13 protein-coding genes are annotated in these 16,490 nt (G+C 59.9%); 11 read left to right on the top strand and 2 right to left on the bottom strand.

What is annotated here, in order from left to right; all coding sequences use genetic code 11:
• Positions 1-94 precede the first annotated feature (94 nt).
• From FEZ59_RS25540 to FEZ59_RS25515, 6 genes are all read left to right on the top strand, one after another.
• Positions 95-2,218, top strand: a complete 2,124-nt coding sequence (locus FEZ59_RS25540) for a hypothetical protein (RefSeq protein WP_258537559.1) — start codon at positions 95-97, stop codon at positions 2,216-2,218.
• The gene (locus tag FEZ59_RS25535) at positions 2,211-3,728 is read left to right on the top strand and encodes an ATP-binding protein (RefSeq protein ID WP_007729274.1); all 1,518 of its coding nucleotides are present in this window, start codon (positions 2,211-2,213) and stop codon (positions 3,726-3,728) included. Before FEZ59_RS25540 ends, FEZ59_RS25535 begins: the two co-directional genes overlap by 8 nt.
• A complete protein-coding gene (locus FEZ59_RS25530; protein ID WP_141489177.1) occupies positions 3,725-6,649 on the top strand; it encodes a Z1 domain-containing protein in 2,925 nt (974 codons plus the stop codon). The genes FEZ59_RS25535 and FEZ59_RS25530 overlap by 4 nt, the downstream gene beginning before the upstream one ends.
• 33 nt (positions 6,650-6,682) lie before the next feature.
• Positions 6,683-7,537, top strand: coding sequence for a ParA family protein (locus FEZ59_RS25525; protein ID WP_003940667.1), 855 nt, complete (start codon positions 6,683-6,685; stop codon positions 7,535-7,537).
• A complete protein-coding gene (locus FEZ59_RS25520) occupies positions 7,534-8,025 on the top strand; it encodes a hypothetical protein (RefSeq protein ID WP_045071457.1) in 492 nt (163 codons plus the stop codon). Before FEZ59_RS25525 ends, FEZ59_RS25520 begins: the two co-directional genes overlap by 4 nt.
• Positions 8,026-8,200: 175 nt before the next feature.
• Complete coding sequence (locus FEZ59_RS25515) at positions 8,201-9,196, top strand: HNH endonuclease (protein ID WP_172933393.1); 996 nt, start codon at positions 8,201-8,203, stop codon at positions 9,194-9,196.
• A 45-nt stretch (positions 9,197-9,241) separates the two neighbouring features.
• Here the strand turns inward: FEZ59_RS25515 and FEZ59_RS25510 are convergent, their stop codons facing one another.
• Positions 9,242-9,832 (bottom strand): hypothetical protein, encoded by a 591-nt coding sequence (locus tag FEZ59_RS25510; RefSeq protein WP_054831766.1) that lies wholly within the window; start codon positions 9,830-9,832, stop codon positions 9,242-9,244.
• Positions 9,833-10,171: 339 nt separating this feature from the next.
• Here FEZ59_RS25510 and FEZ59_RS25505 point away from each other — a divergent pair, with 339 nt between their 5' ends.
• The 5 genes from FEZ59_RS25505 to FEZ59_RS25490 all read left to right on the top strand — a co-directional run bounded on the left by FEZ59_RS25505 (position 10,172) and on the right by FEZ59_RS25490 (position 16,007).
• Entirely contained in the window at positions 10,172-11,470 is a 1,299-nt protein-coding gene (locus FEZ59_RS25505) for a plasmid pRiA4b ORF-3 family protein (RefSeq protein WP_346343250.1), read from the top strand.
• Positions 11,471-11,858: 388 nt separating this feature from the next.
• Positions 11,859-13,511: a sodium:solute symporter family protein gene (locus FEZ59_RS25500; RefSeq protein WP_172436616.1), complete on the top strand. Its 1,653-nt coding sequence runs from the start codon at positions 11,859-11,861 to the stop codon at positions 13,509-13,511.
• Positions 13,512-13,538: 27 nt separating this feature from the next.
• Complete coding sequence (locus FEZ59_RS30170) at positions 13,539-13,670, top strand: putative transporter small subunit (RefSeq protein ID WP_003941363.1); 132 nt, start codon at positions 13,539-13,541, stop codon at positions 13,668-13,670.
• A gap of 103 nt (positions 13,671-13,773) precedes the next feature.
• Positions 13,774-14,217: a MarR family winged helix-turn-helix transcriptional regulator gene (locus FEZ59_RS25495; RefSeq protein WP_007726042.1), complete on the top strand. Its 444-nt coding sequence runs from the start codon at positions 13,774-13,776 to the stop codon at positions 14,215-14,217.
• The gene (locus tag FEZ59_RS25490) at positions 14,214-16,007 is read left to right on the top strand and encodes a long-chain fatty acid--CoA ligase (RefSeq protein ID WP_141489180.1); all 1,794 of its coding nucleotides are present in this window, start codon (positions 14,214-14,216) and stop codon (positions 16,005-16,007) included. The genes FEZ59_RS25495 and FEZ59_RS25490 overlap by 4 nt, the downstream gene beginning before the upstream one ends.
• On the opposite strand, the gene FEZ59_RS25485 is transcribed toward FEZ59_RS25490, so the two are convergent.
• On the bottom strand, positions 16,004-16,384 hold the full coding sequence (locus FEZ59_RS25485) for a helix-turn-helix domain-containing protein (RefSeq protein WP_003941392.1): 381 nt from the start codon (positions 16,382-16,384) through the stop codon (positions 16,004-16,006). The genes FEZ59_RS25490 and FEZ59_RS25485 overlap by 4 nt on opposite strands.
• Positions 16,385-16,490 lie beyond the last annotated feature (106 nt).

Here is a 16,490-nt window from a genome sequence, read left to right as displayed (position 1 = left end):
TGTCGGGTAAGCAGGTCCGGCGCTGCGACCGCTCACAAGCTGCAGTAACTTGTTACCGACATCGCGGTCGGTTTTGACTGCAATGAAGGTATCCGTGAGTGGGAGTAGTGCGTTGACGTTGGGTGTGAACTCGCTTCCCGCGAACGAGCTGAGTCAGACGCTGTGGGTCGATCTGTTTCCTTGGCTGGACGACTACGTATCCGATCGTGCTGCGCTGCTCGAGCCGCTGGCCCCGTCGCCTGATTGGTGGTTCAGCGAAGCGCCGTCGTTCACTGTTCTCGAGGTCGATCTCGAGAAGGTTCTCTCCGAGCTGGCGTCCCTCTACATCGCTCACCACGCGGCAGCGGTATTACAAGAGAGCTTTCCGCTCCTTGGTGAAGATCTCCCGCTGGAGGTGTTGAGTCTCGATACTCGCGCAGTGACGGCGTTGTCACGGCTCACCACCGACAAAGCAATCGGCGGTCTACTGACGCATACGACCGCTGAGATCTTCGGCGTGCGCGGAACGAGCGAACAGACGGTGCACGACATAGTGCTCAACCTGTTGGTCTGTGCGGTCATGACGACTCCGCTCGCCCGCGTCGAGACCGCTGAGGAATCAGTTGCCCCACCCGCGATCACAGCGCTGCTCGACGATCTCGCTCAGCTGGCAATGTGGCGACGGGTCCGAGGCCAGGACAGCAGACCACTCGTCACCGTCGAGATCGACGATGAATCTCCGGCCTCGATTCAGGAAGTTGCCGCCCGGATCTCGGCTCTGACGCCGAACGACTTGCCCGACACGGACCGTACTGACGCGATGGACGAGATCGACAATCTCTTCTCGCAGCTGGATGAGCGGGAGTCGTTGGTGTTGCGTGAGCGGATCGTGGCGCGAGTTCCGCAGCGCAGGGGAGCGATCGGAGCCAAGCTCGGTGTGGGCTCGGGGCGAGTCGGGCAGATCGAGGCCGACGTGAAAGCCAAGCTCAACGCGGCGTGCGGATTCGGGACGGCGGTGGGGAACCTGCTTGCCAGCCTGCGGGTCGAGATTCAGCCGGTAGCTTCGCTTGATCGCCTCCTCGACGTGCATCCGAGCATCGCGGCGGAGGTGCCTGGTTACGGAGTTCCGCTGTGGTTGGTTCTGGACCGTCTCGACGACTACTTCGAGGTGACTGACGGTTGGGCTGCCGCTCCGGGCGTCGCGGAGGCCAAGAAACGGACTCAGACCTTGCTCGAGGACTTTGAGTCCCCGAACGGTGTGGTTGCACTCGACGACGTCGCCGAAGTGGTGTCGATGTCACGCGGCGAACTGGAGAAGTGGCTTGCGTGGTGCGGCGTTGTCGTTGTGGCGGAGTCTGCGCTGACGCGTGCGCGTCGGATCTCCGATCTGGCAGTCGGCGCGCTCGAAGCCGTCGGATCGCCGAAGTCCGTCGTCGAGCTAGTGGACTTGCTGAAGTCCGATCGCAGTGAGCGGTCGATCGAGCGCGCGCTCGAGGCCGACGATCGCGTGGCGCTCGACGGCGCAGTGTGGCGGCTGCACGCCTGGGGAAGCGCGGATTCCGTTGGGGAGGAACCGGTTTCTTCGGGAGAGGCTGAAGAAGCCAGTGAGTTCAACATTGGTGGTGACGGGATAGTCCGGCGCAAGCGGACACGCAACACTGCGAAGACGCCAGAGTTGACTCGCCGCCTGTACCGGTCAGGTAGTACGTGGCGGTATCGACTGACTGTGACCGCAGATCATCTGCGGGGCTCCGGATTTGCTGTACCCGCCGGTGTTGCAGTCGCTGCCGGCTGTGTGCGCGGTGAGACCATCGAGTTGGAGAGCCACCTCGGCGTTCAAGCAGTTCGGTGGACCGGAGCGCAGCCGACGTTCGGCACTATCCGCCGATTCCTGCGTGAACTCTCCGCTGTGGAGGGCGAAGACGTGTTGCTCGAGCTGTGGCAAGACGGAACCTTCCGCGTGGTCCGACCGGCGATCGTTCACTCTGACATCGACCCACTACGTCAGGCACTTGCAGAGGTTGGCAATCGCGAGCCATTGCGAACTGCCGAGAGACATGTGGTGCGGATTCTCGCCGAAGCCGTGTGTCTGGACGGCGAAGACCGTCCACGAAAGATACTGCGCGCGTACGAAGATCGTGGTGAAGACGTGGTTTTGGACTTCCTGGAGGCGGCATGGAGGCGCGGCGAAGCATCCGAAATCGACGAGGTAGAGGGTAAGGATGCATCCCATGACTGACGTCGCGGACACCCGCATAGTGGGCACCAAGATCCTTGCTGCGGACGAGTCCCTCGCCGGCGCCATCGGCTTGCACCACACCATCGCGACAGCGCTCGCCGATCTGATCGACAACAGCCTCGACGCCGAGGCCTCCCACGTGCTGATCAGGTTCGTTCAGGACGGCACACGGATCGTGTCGATGATGGTGATCGACAACGGCTCCGGCATGGACAGTGACACCATTGATTCCGCGATGACCTACGGCCGCCGACGCGACTATGCCGCCGGGGACCTGGGTCATTTCGGTGTAGGGATGAAGGCGGCGTCGTTGAGTCAGGCTCGGTTGCTCCGAGTGTGGTCTCGAAAGTCCGGGCACCCGACGCAGGGCCGCGAGATCGACTCGGCCTCAGTGCAGGGGCGTCAGTCAGTTTCGGTGATCGAGGACCGGCAAGCCGAAGAATTCTTCGACGCAGTCACGCCCCGCTTTCCCTTCGACACCGGAACTGTTGTCGAATGGCGCGGCATCACAACATTTCTCATGTCCGCGCACGCGGACGAGCAGACCAGCTGGCTCGAACAGACCATCAACGACGTGCGCAGTCACCTCGGCGTCGTATTTCACCGTCTCATCGAATCCGGCCGGATCGCTCTGACTGTGGATGTCTTCGACGTCGAAGCGGGACGCGCCGGCGCGCTGCGCACAGTCAGTGCCATCGACCCGTTCCGGTATCCGCGCACCGGCGACCCCAACTACCCTCGGACACTTACCGTGTCGATCGCCGGTGCCACAGTAACCGCCGAAGCTCACATGTGGCCCGCCCGGAGCAATGCACCGGAATTTCGCATCCACGGCGCCCCCGGCCGCGACCAGCAGGGGCTCTACTTCTATCGGCACGATCGACTCCTGCAGATCGGCGGCTGGAACGCGATAGTGCGGGGCCGACCGGACTACGGATTGGCACGAATTGCTGTCGATCTGAACGATTCTCTGCTGCAGCACATCACCATCAATCCCGAGAAATCGGGGGTGACGCTCGACGCCACTGCGTCGGCTGCCGTCGACGGGGCCGTCTTCACGGATTGCAACGGTGGATTCCGTTCGTATCTGACCGATGCCGAGCGCGTCGTGCGGGCAGCCCGAAGTTCTGCACCTCGGCCGATCAGCGTCATCGAGCCGGCATCCGGCTTTCCGGAAGACGTGCTCGATTCCTTCAGCGACGCCTTCGAATTCAGCGTCGGTGATGATCCTGTTGCTGTGGGTTGGCGAGCCTTGGCGCGTGATCAGTTCTTCGAAGTTGACCTCAAGACTCGGACTTTGTGGATCAATGCGCGTTTTCGGCGTGATCTGCTCGGACGTCGCAGTCTCGACCCGGCTGATGCTCCGGTGCTCAAGACGCTTGTCTTCCTGTTGGTGAGTGAGATGTTCGAAGGAACGAGAATCGGCGCTCGTCAGAGGGAAAAGATGCAGGCGTGGCAGGAAGTGTTGATTTCCGCAGTGGCAGCGCACCGGGAGCAGGTAGTGCAGTGAGTGATGAAGTATTCCGTGCGGTTGCGCGTGAACTCGGTGACGGGTTTCCGCCCGAGAACGTGCTCTACCCGGTCAACGCGCGCCTGCGAGCGAGCTATCCGGATGGCCTGACCATCGCGGACATCATCGATGTGTTCCTCGATGAGAGTGCTGTCGGTGTACGAACGGCGCTCACCTCGCGTCTACGGCAGTGGGATGCGGAAAGTGTCGAGACGTGGGTAGGCTCGACTGTTCCGCAAAGTCCGGAACGGCGGGCTCGGATCTACGACTTGTTGGGATTGCCGGTCGACGCCCACGCCGAGATGGATGCGCACTTCCCTCGCGAAGGTGGGCCCGTTGTCATTGCGGCTCAGCAGCCGTGGGACCCCTGGTACACCTCCGAACGCCGCCGCGAGCACGACTTCTATTGGCGCGCTTACAAGCGAGGTCTAGCCGACAAGAACTGGGACGAGGCGACAATCGGAAAGCTGGACATTGCAACCACTGAGGTTGTGCACCGGCTTGCGGATCCGACGCGGCCCGAGCCGTATCAGTCCAAAGGTTTGGTGGTCGGCTACGTCCAGAGCGGGAAGACGGCGAATTTCAGCGGCGTGGTGGCCAAGGCGATCGACGCTGGGTACCGCTTGGTCATCGTGTTGACCGGCACGATCGAGATTCTCCGGAGCCAGACTCAGCGACGCCTCGACATGGAATTGGTCGGTCGTCAAAACATCAGTGCCGGTGTGGACGACGACTACGCCAACGACGAGGACTGGCGGGACGGGAACTTTCTCGAACACGAAATCGATCCGAACAAGACCAATGAAATCCCGGCTATCCGTCGACTCACCACCTCGACCTTTGACTACAAGAGCCTGCTCGCGGGCCTGAGCGCACTGCACTTCGAAACCGTGGATCACTCCCTTCCGCTGAATGATCCGAAGAATCTGTACCCCAGCAATATTCGCATCGCGGTCGTGAAGAAGAACGTCTCCAGCCTCAAGAAGCTGGTGGCCGATCTGAAGAAAGTGCCGACCGAACTCGATCAGATTCCTGCCCTGATCATCGACGACGAAGCCGATCAGGCATCGGTGAACACGATCGATCCGAAGAAGATGAAAACCGAGCAGGTCGAGCGGACGGCGATCAACGGTCAGATTGCCGAGATCCTCGGTCTACTCGAGCGTGCCCAGTACATCGGTTACACCGCAACACCTTTTGCCAATGTGTTTGTCGATCCGGAAGACAGCGTCAACGTCTTTCCTTCGGACTTCATCGTCAGTCTCGAGCGGCCCGGCCCGTACATGGGTGGTGCGGACTTCCACGATCTAGACGATCTCGAAGACGACGACAAGACTCCGGCCAATTCGAACCAGAAAGCGTACGTACGGGATCTCCGGGCCGAGTGCGACGAGGATCGCTCAGCCGAGCAGTTGCGAGCGCTCGACTCGTTTGTCCTGACCGGGGCGATCAAGCTATTCCGGGAATCGAAGGGCGCCAAGCCGTATCGGCACCACACGATGCTGGTGCACGAATCGGTGAAGCAGGCCGAGCATGACGCCGTAGCCGACGACTTCAAGGCCTTGTGGAAATCGGCCGGATACAGCCAGGCCAAGAGTCTTTCCCGGCTGGACAAGCTCTGGGCCGAAGACTTTGCGGTGGTGAGTGCGGCTCGGGGCAGTGAACTGGAGAATCCTGGTTCGTTTGCCGAGTTGGAGGAATTCATCGGCGCTGCCTACGACAAGATTTCCGAGGGAACCAGCCCCGTTATCGTGGTCAACGGTGCGGCCGAGAAGGACTACAAACAGGATTCCCTCGATTTCCAGGAACGCGGCGTGTGGAAGATTCTGGTCGGCGGCACGAAGCTGAGTCGCGGCTTCACGGTCGAGGGCCTGACCATCACTTATTATACGCGTCGAACGGGCCAAGCTGACACATTGATGCAGATGGGACGATGGTTCGGATTCCGCCCCGGGTACCGAGACTTGGTGCGCCTGTTCATCGGCCGCACGGTTGGCGGACCCGCCGGCGCGGACTACGACATGTACAAGGCGTTCGAGGCGATCGTTCGGGACGAGCAGGAGTTCCGGAACGAGCTCACTCGGTTCAGCGGCGTGAACGAGAAGGGCGAACCGTGGGTCACTCCACGCGATGTGCCGCCGATGGTGTTTCAGCAGCTGCCGTGGCTGAGGCCAACGGCTCGAAACAAGATGTTCAACGCCGATCTGGTTTATCGAGGCATGGGCGGTGAAAGTTTCAGCTTCACGATGCAGCCCCCGCGAGGCGACGGTTCGATCAACGCTCGGCACTTCGACGCGGTTGCACCATTATTGAAGTCGTTGGGCGAAACAGGGTCCTTCAATTTCGTTGACAAGGATGATGTTTCGCGATCGTTCACTGCGCGATACGGCATTGTCCCTGCCCATGTGGTGTTGGAGGCCGTCGACCAGTTCGAGTGGGCGAACGGGTGGGATTTCGGTCCCCACCGCGAAGCGCTTTCGACCGCAATCGCATCCGGATTGCTCGAGGATTTTGCAGTTCTGCTGCCGTACCCCAAGACCCGGGAGCCGATCGAGATCAAGGGTTGGCACGAGAAACTTCCGATCGTCAATCGCAAGCGTCAGGAACGCGAGTACCGAACAGGTTTCACCGGTACGGCCGTCCGTGAGCGCGATGCGATCGAGCACATTGCGGGCAGCCCGAAGAAGAACGGTGGACCGCTTGCGGGTGCTCTTCATCGGAAGACTCGCGGTGCATTGATTCTGGTATTGGCGAACGATCCGGCTCCTCGTCAGTTGAAACGGGCACAGGCTGGTCCCGTGGACTCGCGCGATTTTGCGACGTTGTTCTCGTACGCGCTTCCGCACGCGGCGGAGCCGTTGGGGCGAATCGGTTTTCGGGTGAAGCAGTCAGGGACAGGGGCGATCGTCGATGCGAACTAGGTGTGTTGTGGTGGGAGACAGGAATGGGTTCTGATGGCTAAGACGATTGCGACGATCAACCTCAAGGGCGGCGTCGGTAAGACGACGATCACCGCGGGGTTGGCCGAGTTCATGTCGCTCGAATTCGGTCAGCGCGTGCTGCTGATCGACCTCGATGCGCAGATCAATCTCACGACGATGATGATCAGCGAGGATCACTGGCTCGAACTCAACAAGCAAGGGCTGACCAGCGCAACCATTTTCCGTGACGCTGTCGATGGCACGTCGAACTTCGATCTCGAAGCTTCGATTCAGCGCGGAGTCTCGCCGGTCAAGCGAGTGACGGGTGTGGATCTGCTTCCCTCATCTCTCGATTTGATCGAGCTGCAGGAGGAGATCAGTGCCCTTCGGGTTGCTGATCGGAACTCCACCAAGCCGGTTGAATTGTTGAGGGATGCCGTCGCCCCGGTGATGCCGTACTACGACTATGTTCTGATCGATTGCCCGCCGAATCTCGGGCCGATCACACTCAACGGATTGGCCATGGCTGACGGCTACGTGATCCCCACGATCCCGGATGTACTCTCCACGTACGGCATTCCGCAGATCCAGACGCACATCGCGAAGTTCGGCAAAGAACTCGGCCGTGAACTCTTCGAACTCGGGTTGGTGATCACCAAGTACAAGTCCAACTCGGCGGTGCACCGCACGACTGTGCGAAATCTTCGGCGCGATCCCAACGTCCCACACGTATTGCCGGAATATCTCGCGGAGTCGAATCAGATTGCCGCGTCGGCGGAGTTTCACCCGTACAGCACTTTGAAGGTGAAGTACGGCAATGCAGGTCAGTTCGATCAGATGCGTGCGATCACGCAGAACATTCTCACGGAAGCGCAGGCGAAGCTATGAGTGCGGGTATCGATGAGGCGCGTCGTCGCGTGCAGGTGCAGGAAACCGGTGCAGCGCTCCTGAAACTGGGAGCAACCAACGCCTCAGCATCGGTGTTACTGGCCAAGCTCGTTCAGGTCGTGGCGGAGGAAGCCGCCCGCACTCCGCGTTTTGCGAAGGCAATCGAAGAGGCTTTTGCGGTTCCATCGGATGGAGCGACGGTTGCGTTGCCTGCTGCTGCGCCGGCGCCGCGTCGTCGTGCTGCTGCCCCGAAGGTGAAACGGGAGCCGGGGGCTTTCGACCCGTTCGAGGTCTTCAAGCTCGATGGGGAAGAGGCTCTCTTGGAGCGTCTTTCGTCCCTCGATGCCGACGGGATCAAGGACATCATCGCGGAACAGGAAATGGATACCCACAAGGAGACGGGCCGCAAGCGCAAAGTGGATGTGCTTGCAGTCTGGACCGTCGAGCGGGTGAAGGCACTGACCTCGAAGGGCAGTGCGTTCCGGTAGGGGCTCCTCCTCTCAGCGCGCCGTTGTGGTCCTTGGGGCCGCCAGATTGGCGCACTGGTTCGCCGGACTCCTTCATCAGTGGATGGCGATACCACACGAGTGGCTTCGAATGATTCCGCGCGGCGCCGGCTAGTGTGTGAACTTGCGGGTTGGACGCTTACCAGGAAGGCGCATAGTGGCACCTTCGGTGATCTCCGAGTTTCTTGACCCGCCGCCCGCCGCGCTGGAGGCGCAGTGGAAATCGGTACTCGCACGTCAGGAGGTACCGAAGGGAAGCCGACAGGTGCCGTTCGTTCCGAGCGAGGTCGTGTTGTCGCTCTGCGCATCGCTGTTGGTTGACCATCGCCGGTTCGGTAGCTCTTCTGCACATCGAGCGGGAATGCCGGTCCAGCATCTTGCGAGTTTGTTCAAGCGTCCGCCCACGAGCTTTATCGCAAAGATGGCGAACCTGGATGGAACACGTAGTCATGGCGGGCGATATGAGGTCGAAGTCGCGTCGTTGATGCTTTCGGACAGCGTGTTGATGCAGGACGTATACCTTCGAATTCTGCGGTCGGCGCGTTCCCACGGAATTGACGAACATGCGTTGCCAGACTTCCTCGAATTGGAAAACGGCGAAACGCTGTGGTTGGCGGGACAAGAAGAGTTAGTCCAAAGTGAGATCGAGAGATCCTTGGAGCAGTCGCTCGAAAAGTGGTCTAGCGAGCGTAAAGATATCCCCATCGCGACCACCCAGCGATTGCTGACCTCGAGGGTTCGGATCGGCCAGCATCGGTTCGCCGCTGGCGTACTCAGCAATCACGAGCACCGCTGCGTGTTCTGTGGCCTTAGCGCGAACATCGGTGGCCGACGCCGGCCGCGCCTCCTTACTGCAAGCCATATCAAGCCCTGGCGAGACAGCACTGACAAAGAGCGACTTGACCGTCGCAACGGCTTCACCGCGTGTCCGACACATGACATTGCCTTCGATACGGGGCTCATCACCGTCGATGAGGACTTGAACCTCCATTTCGCGCCCGGCGTCGAGAGCGATATGGAGATCGAAGGTCCGCTTCGCGCCGCACTCGGGAAGCCACCTCTGAGAGACCGATTGATCTTGCCGGACAAGGCGGAGCGTCCGGATGTTGTCTATCTGGACTGGCACCGCACGCAGATCTATGTCGCTTCGTGACTTCGCCAGCGAGCGCTCTGCGGAGCAGATCGAAGATGAGCCAGACTACTTAACTTGTGTAATACCAAGATCACCGTCGACGCCGTCTGCATCATCGCCGCACGCACAGTCACAGTCTCCGCCGCAACCGCCGGGATTGCAGTCTCCGGCGTAGCTGTCGTCATCGGCGTCGCAGTCGAGGTCTCCGCCGAAGGATTCAGCAAAATCGTCGTCGAGTTCGTGAGTGAAGTCGTGAACCTCGTCGATCAGGTTCAGCAGATGCTGCGGAGCGAAGGGATCGGCGTCGAGCATCGTGGAGACCAGTAGGTGGTCGCCGCTGAAGGCGAAGCGCAGGCGTGGCCATTCCTGCGCGAGTTCGATCAGTCGAGTCGCAGCGTGCGAGGGATTGCCGAGGCCCGTCAGGACCGAGGACCAGACGTTGATCTGAGGGCCGTCATCCGCAACAGTTACGTAGACGACAAACCCGTGAACCGGCACGACAATGTCGCCGTCGTCATCGGTGGCAGGCTCACTGCCCAGTAGTTCGGCGAGGGTCTGGACGCACAGGCGAACCAACTCGTCGCGCTCATCCGTCACCAAGGCAATTGCGCCGTTGATGTGGAGGGGCTGGTCGGCGGTCGTGTCTTGGTCGCTCATGGATCCTCATGTTCTGTGCCAGTCCGAGCAGGCGCTGGGCACTGTTTTCGTACGGTAGCTGTCAGGTCTACGGTAATCGGCGCACACTGTTGTCCGCGCAGTGGATGATCAAAGATGCCTGGGTAGGTCCGTGTTGATCTGGACTTGACAGCCGACCAGCGACGTGATGCGAGCTCCGACAAATCGGGCAGCCTTGTGGCAGTGAGTATCTCGGCTGTCGGTAGGTAGATCTAGCCTCCATACATGACGGGTCAGCGAGTTCGGCGAGCTTCACATCTTCGTTTGGTAGCTGCATATCGAGCGGCGCAAAGCCAGATGAAGGTCCTTACGCCGAGGCAGATGCGGAATCAGCGTCGACGGCCGGAGGTGGCGAACTTTGTCATGCGGATCGAACTCGATTGCATCACGCCGCCTATTTGGAGACGGTTTTCGGTCCCGTCGAATATCGAACTGGACCAACTTCATTCGATTGTGCAGGCGGTGATGGGGTGGGGAGATCAACACGCTCATCAGTGGGTGAGTGTCCATCATTCAACGGACAACGGCCCAGATCGGTATATCGCGCCAGAGGTGATCGAGCGCGACGGATACCAGGAAGACGAGTTTGGTGAGGACGAAGTCCGGATCGACGAGGCAGTTACCGCGGTCGGGGAGTACGTCCGTTATGAGTACAACGCCCGCGCAAGGTGGAGTCACACGTTGGTTCTCGCGCAGATTGTCGAAGACCAGCCGATTTCTGAGCCATCCTGTCTCGACGGCGAGAGAGCGTGCCCGCCGGAGGATTCTGGCGGTCCGATCGGGTATCGCGAGTTCCTGAACGTGCAGGCGAGTACCGGACTGTTCGATCCCGAACGTTTTGTTCCTGCAGAGTCCAATGCAGCAGTCACCATTGCAGTGGCACTGCATAAGTCACCACCTGTGGGAAGCTCGGTGTTCGAGAAGTTCTTGCGCCGCCTGTCGGTTCATTCCGCGCCGAAATTGTTTGCCGCAGTTGCCAAATCGGAGCTTCGTGGCGGATATGACAACTATTTCGAGGTGATGCGTGAGGGAGCAACCCGCCAACTGCTGTGGCTGCTGAACTCCGCGCGAGGTGGTGGGATTGTTTTGACGGCGTCCGGGGCACTTCCTTCGGGCCATGTTGCGGCCGCCCGAGACGAACTCGATTGGGGCAGCGACTGGATCGGTGTCACGGCAGGGAGTGACTCGCAATTAGCAGTACTCGTTGAAGTCGCAAAGACACTGAGATTTGTCCGGAAACTCCGAGGCACATTGCTTCTGACTCGACTCGGCGCGTCAGTGCTTGCATATGAAGGCGAGCTGTGGCGTCACATCGTGTCGGCCATGCCGTTGGGAAAGGGTGAGTTGGCGCAGGAAGCCGGCCGAATTCTGTTCCTTACGTTGGCTGCCGGCTTGTCGGAGTCCGAACGTAGTGAACTGATGATCGAAGGCCTCACGGCATTGGGTTGGTCGACAACAGACGGAACACGACTCGGGGACGACGATTGGACGTGGATGGTGCGAGACACTCTCGTGTACTTGCGAATGATCGGGGCGATTGTCTCCAATCCGCTGGACCAGCATGTTTCCGCCGATCCCGAGTGGGGCCGACGGTTTGCCAGGATGGTCCTGTCGATGTAGGTATGCGATCGAATCGAGCATCGATTTCAATCGATGCGGAGTTGTTATATGCGCTGGAAGCGCACGATTTTACTGCGGCGGAAACATGAATATTTTCGGGTGGGAAAATATCGGAGTTTTTGTTCGAAATTGCCATCATGCTATGGTCGATTCTCAGTTGTTGAATTGCGTGGTCGAGCCAAAAGCTTGCGCAGAAGATTTATTTTGTGGAGGTTGGGTTTCCGAAAAGACGAAGTGCGTGTTGCTAGTCAATTGAATATGTGACCGGTGTTGGTATTGCGGTCGCTCCTAGGGCGTGCAGAAACGAAGCGCAAAGATCCTGAACAGGGGTTTTGTGCTTTGCTCTGCCGATTATGTGCGAAGGATGTGGCATGTGACGGGGTCCGACATGGTCCAGTTCAGTACCTTGGTAATTGTTTCACTGCTTGTTGCTTTTTATGGTGGAACATTTCTGATTTCTCTTCGTATTGGTAAGAAACAGGAAAATGCCGACGGTTTTATGACCGCCGGAAACAAATTAGGATTTGGTGTTTCGGCCGCGAGTATGACGGCCACCTGGATTTGGGCGTCGTCGATGTACGCATCTGCCACTTCTGGCTACACCTACGGAATCTCCGGCCCCATTCACTACGGTTTGTGGGGCGCGTTGATGATTCTCTTCATTTATCCGTTCGGCCAGCGAATTCGTAAAGTGGCACCGAAAGCCCACACGCTGGCTGAGGTCATGTACGCGCGGCACGGACGCTCGAGTCAGCTGATGCTCGCGGGTTCCAATATCGTCGGCAGTCTCATCAGTTTGATGTCGAACTTCCTCGCTGGTGGTCTGCTGATCGCGTTACTTTCGCCGTTCAACTTCATCCAGGGTGTGTTCATCGTTGCGCTGGGCGTTTTGCTGTACACACTGTGGTCGGGCTTCCGCGCTTCGGTGTTGACCGACTTCGTTCAGCTGATCGGAATGCTCGGTGCGGTAGCGGTTTTGGTGCCGTTCATCTTCTTTGCGGCAGGGTTCCCGGCAGCCTTCGAATCCGGGGCAGGCAACCTCACTGCTGAGCAGGGCAACTTCTTCTCGAGCGTTGCCTTCTTCGAGCAGGGCGCGCCGTACATCGCAGCAGTTCTTGCCTACGCAATCGGCAACCAGACCATTGCCCAACGTCTGTTCGCGGTCCGCGAAGACCTGATCAAGCCCACCTTCATCACCGCAACCGTCGGATACGGCGCAACGGTCATTGGTGTCGGAATGCTGGGTGTTCTCGCTCTATACCTCGGAATCGAGCCGATGGATGGTGACGTCAACAATCTGATTCCGCAGATGGCCGCGTCGTACCTGCCCGGAATTTTGCTGGCTGTCTTCTTTGTCATGATCATCGGCGCGCTGTCATCGACGGCGGACTCGGACCTTGCTGCGCTCTCGTCCATCGTGATGACCGACGTTTACGGCCAAGCCGTCGCAGGCAAGGCCAATGCGAACCCTCGACGGATGCTGCTCATCGGCCGAGTAACGATGATAGTTGCCACGGCGGCGGCTATCTCCTTGGCAAGTCTGCAACTGAGCATTCTTGATCTGTTGGTGTTCGTCGGCGCGCTGTGGGGCGCGCTGGTGTTCCCGGTTATCGCGAGCTTCTATTGGGGAAAGGTCACCAACAAGGCCTTCACTGTGTCGGTTCTGGTGGCGCTTGCCGCCTTCTTGCCCGTCCGATTCAGTTGGGTGCCGATGGATGGGATGTTCGGGATCTTCTCCGACATCGTTGCCGTTGTCGGTATCGGAGTGGTGCTGGGGCTCATGGCATTTGGATTCTTCGGCCTGAAGGTTGCGCAGATCGTCGGTGGCCTGGCGATCGTGCTGTCCGCGCCGTTCGCAATCGGCTTCCTGCACGACTACCCAACGCTCAGCGGTTCTTTGGTGGCCTATGCCGTCAGTACCGTCGTGTGCTTTGCGATGTCCGTCAATCAGCGTGAGACGTTCGATTTCGAACTGATCAAGCAGCGGACGGGAGACTTCGACGATGACGAGCTTCCTGCCGTGGGAGCGTCCGGAAAGTAACCGTCGAGACAAGTGGAAGGGCTACGAATGAGTACAGCTCTACTGACCATTTATGTTCTGATCTGGCCGGCGTTGGTCTTGGTCGTGCTGGGAGTCATCAGCAAGGGATTCTTCAAGGATTGGGCAACTGCTCGCCGCAACGGTGAGGATCTGGTCTAACTTTTCACGCCGCCACCGACGGACTTCTTGTCGGTGGCGGCGGTCATATTGCAATCGGGACTGGGGGCAGCGTTATAGTTGCCCAGTGCAACACGACGGAGCAATGGCGCTCACCGGTCCACCAGCCGTTCATGACGAGCTGGTGCACCTGACGCGGCAGTTGATGACGGGGGATCGGCATTCCGATGACCACCCGTCGATCGCCCAGCATTCGTTCCTCTCCTTCATCGGCCGCAATGACGGATGCAAGGCCACGGAGATCTCCGAAGTCTTCGGCGTCAACCGCTCGACCATCTCGCGCCAAGTGCGCGGGTGCATCGAGGCTGGCTGGGTGTATGCCGATCCGGGATCCGTTCGTCAGGGCAATCCGCTGCACCTCACGGAGGCTGGCCGCAAATACCTCGACGCCGCCGACGCGCGTCGGCTCGACCAAGTCGCCGGCAGGCTGCACGATTGGACCGAGTCCGAGGTCGCAGACTTCGCCCGCGCACTCCACCGCTTCAGAATCAGCATCGAATCGCAGACCAACGGAGATGACACCCTGTGAGTGAGTACAGCGCCAAAGCCCAGTTCACCATCTCCGACAATGAGTCCGTGGTGCACACCGTCTTCACTCACGCCGAGCGCACGCCCGAACTGACGGTGTTCTCCCGCCCCAAGGGAGAGGGTTGGGTAGATGTAACGGCTAAAGAGTTCGCCGAGCAGGTCACCGGCGTCGCAAACGGTCTCATCGCCGCTGGCGTGCAGGCAGGCGACCGCGTCGCACTCCTCTCCGCGACCCGATACGAGTGGACGCTCTTCGACTTCGCCATCTGGGCTGCCGGCGCCGCTACCGTTCCGATCTACGACTCGTCGTCTCAGGGGCAGGTCAGCTGGATCCTCGAAGACTCCGAGGCCGTCATCGCGATCGTCGAAACCGGCGCGCACGAGCAGCTGTTCCAGGACGCGCCAAGCTCTCTCAAGGCCGTCATGCAGATCGACGACGGAGCAGTCGAAAAGCTGACCGCACAGGGCGCCGACGTTGACGGCACCGAGTTGAAGAAGCGACTCGCGGGCATCAAGGTCGACGATCTGGCGTCACTCGTCTACACCTCCGGCACCACAGGCCGCCCCAAAGGATGCATCCTCACGCATCGCAACTTCCTGTCCGAGGTGCGCGGGATTCTCACGGCATCGATCGGCAAGGTGGCGGTTCCGGGAAACCGAGTCCTGACCTTCCTGCCGCTCGCTCACGTGCTGGCTCGCGCGGTGTCCCTCGCGACGTTCGAAGCTGGCGCGTCGCAGGCGCACTGGTCCGACTTTGCCACCATTACAACTCAATTCGAGCGGTACAAGCCCAACACCATCCTCGGTGTTCCGCGTGTCTTCGAAAAAGTCCGTGACGGCGCAGCACGGAAGGCGGAGTCCGGTGGAAAGATTCCGGGCGCGATCTTCGCTTTCGCAGAAACCACTGCAAAGGAATACAGCGAAGCGCTCGACAAAGGTGGTCCCTCGCTGATCTTGAAGGCGAAGCACGCAGTGGCAGACAAGCTCGTGTACTCGAAGCTTCGTGAAGCTCTCGGCGGCGAATGCTGGTTCGCGATCTCCGGCGGCGGCGCCCTCACTCCTGAGTTGGGGCACTTCTTCCGCGGGCTGGGAGTTCCGATCTACGAGGGCTACGGTCTCACCGAAACTACTGCGGCGCACTGTGTCAACGTCCCAGGTGCTCAGAAGATCGGAACCGTCGGACAGCCCATGGGCGGCAACGGGGTTCGCATCGCCGAGGACGGCGAGATCGAACTCAACGGCGGGGTTGTCTTCAAGGGCTACTGGAAGAACGACAAGGCCACCGAAGAGACATTCGTCAACGGCTGGATGCGGACCGGTGATCTCGGTGAACTCGACAGCGAAGGTTACCTTTCCATCACCGGACGCAAGAAGGACCTTCTGGTGACAGCGGGTGGCAAGAACGTCTCGCCCGGCCCGATGGAAGACCGTATCCGTTCGCATTCCATCGTCTCGCAAGCAGTCGTCGTCGGCGACGGGAAGACCTACATCACGGCGTTGCTGACCGTCGACCCCGAGGTGTTCGAGAAGTGGAAGGCGGAGAACGGCAAGCCTTCTGGTGCCACCGTCGCCGAACTACGTGACGACAAGGGCCTTCGAGCGGAGCTGCAGAAGGCTGTCGACGACGCCAATGCTGCTGTCTCGCATGCAGAGTCGATCAAGAAGTTCGTCATTCTCGATCGCGATCTGACCGAGGAAGACGGTGAGATGACAGCGACGCTCAAGATCAAGCGCAATGTCGTCGTCGATCGGTTCTCGAAGGAGATCGAAGGAATGTACGCGAAGAGCTAGGCGCGTTTGGGGAACTGCTCGCGGTAAGCCATCACGTCATCGAGGCGGAACCTGCGGTGGGTGCCGCGTAGTTCGATCGGGAGTTTCCCGGCGTCGGCGAGTTTGCGCACATACGTGTCCGAAACGCCGAGGATCTCTGCTGCCTGCGAGGTGGTGAGGAGTTCTGCGACGGGCCCGAGGGCGACGCTGTCGCCGGCAGCGAGGTAGGTCAGGAGCTGCACGACGGCGTCGCCGACCGATGGCGGAATCTCGATGCTCACGCCGTCGAACACCAGCGTGGTCGTGTCCGTCGAGGTTGCGGCTCTCTCGGCCAGGGCCGTTTTGATTCGCTCGGCAGCATCGCCGTCGACTGCGGAAACGATGTGGTCGATGCTCACGCGGTATATCTCCGATCGAAGGCAGTGTTTCGCAAGCATAGACATCGACAGTGTCCGTCGGCACGCTGGCTAGCGCCGTGTGCGTTGCATTACATGAGTGCCGTGA

Origin of the sequence: Rhodococcus sp. MS13, from assembly GCF_013277835.1 — a bacterium.
GTDB classification, from domain to species: Bacteria; Actinomycetota; Actinomycetes; order Mycobacteriales; family Mycobacteriaceae; genus Rhodococcus_F; species Rhodococcus_F erythropolis.
Note: the sequence above shows the minus strand (reverse complement) of the source record. Positions and strands in the feature narration are given on the sequence as shown.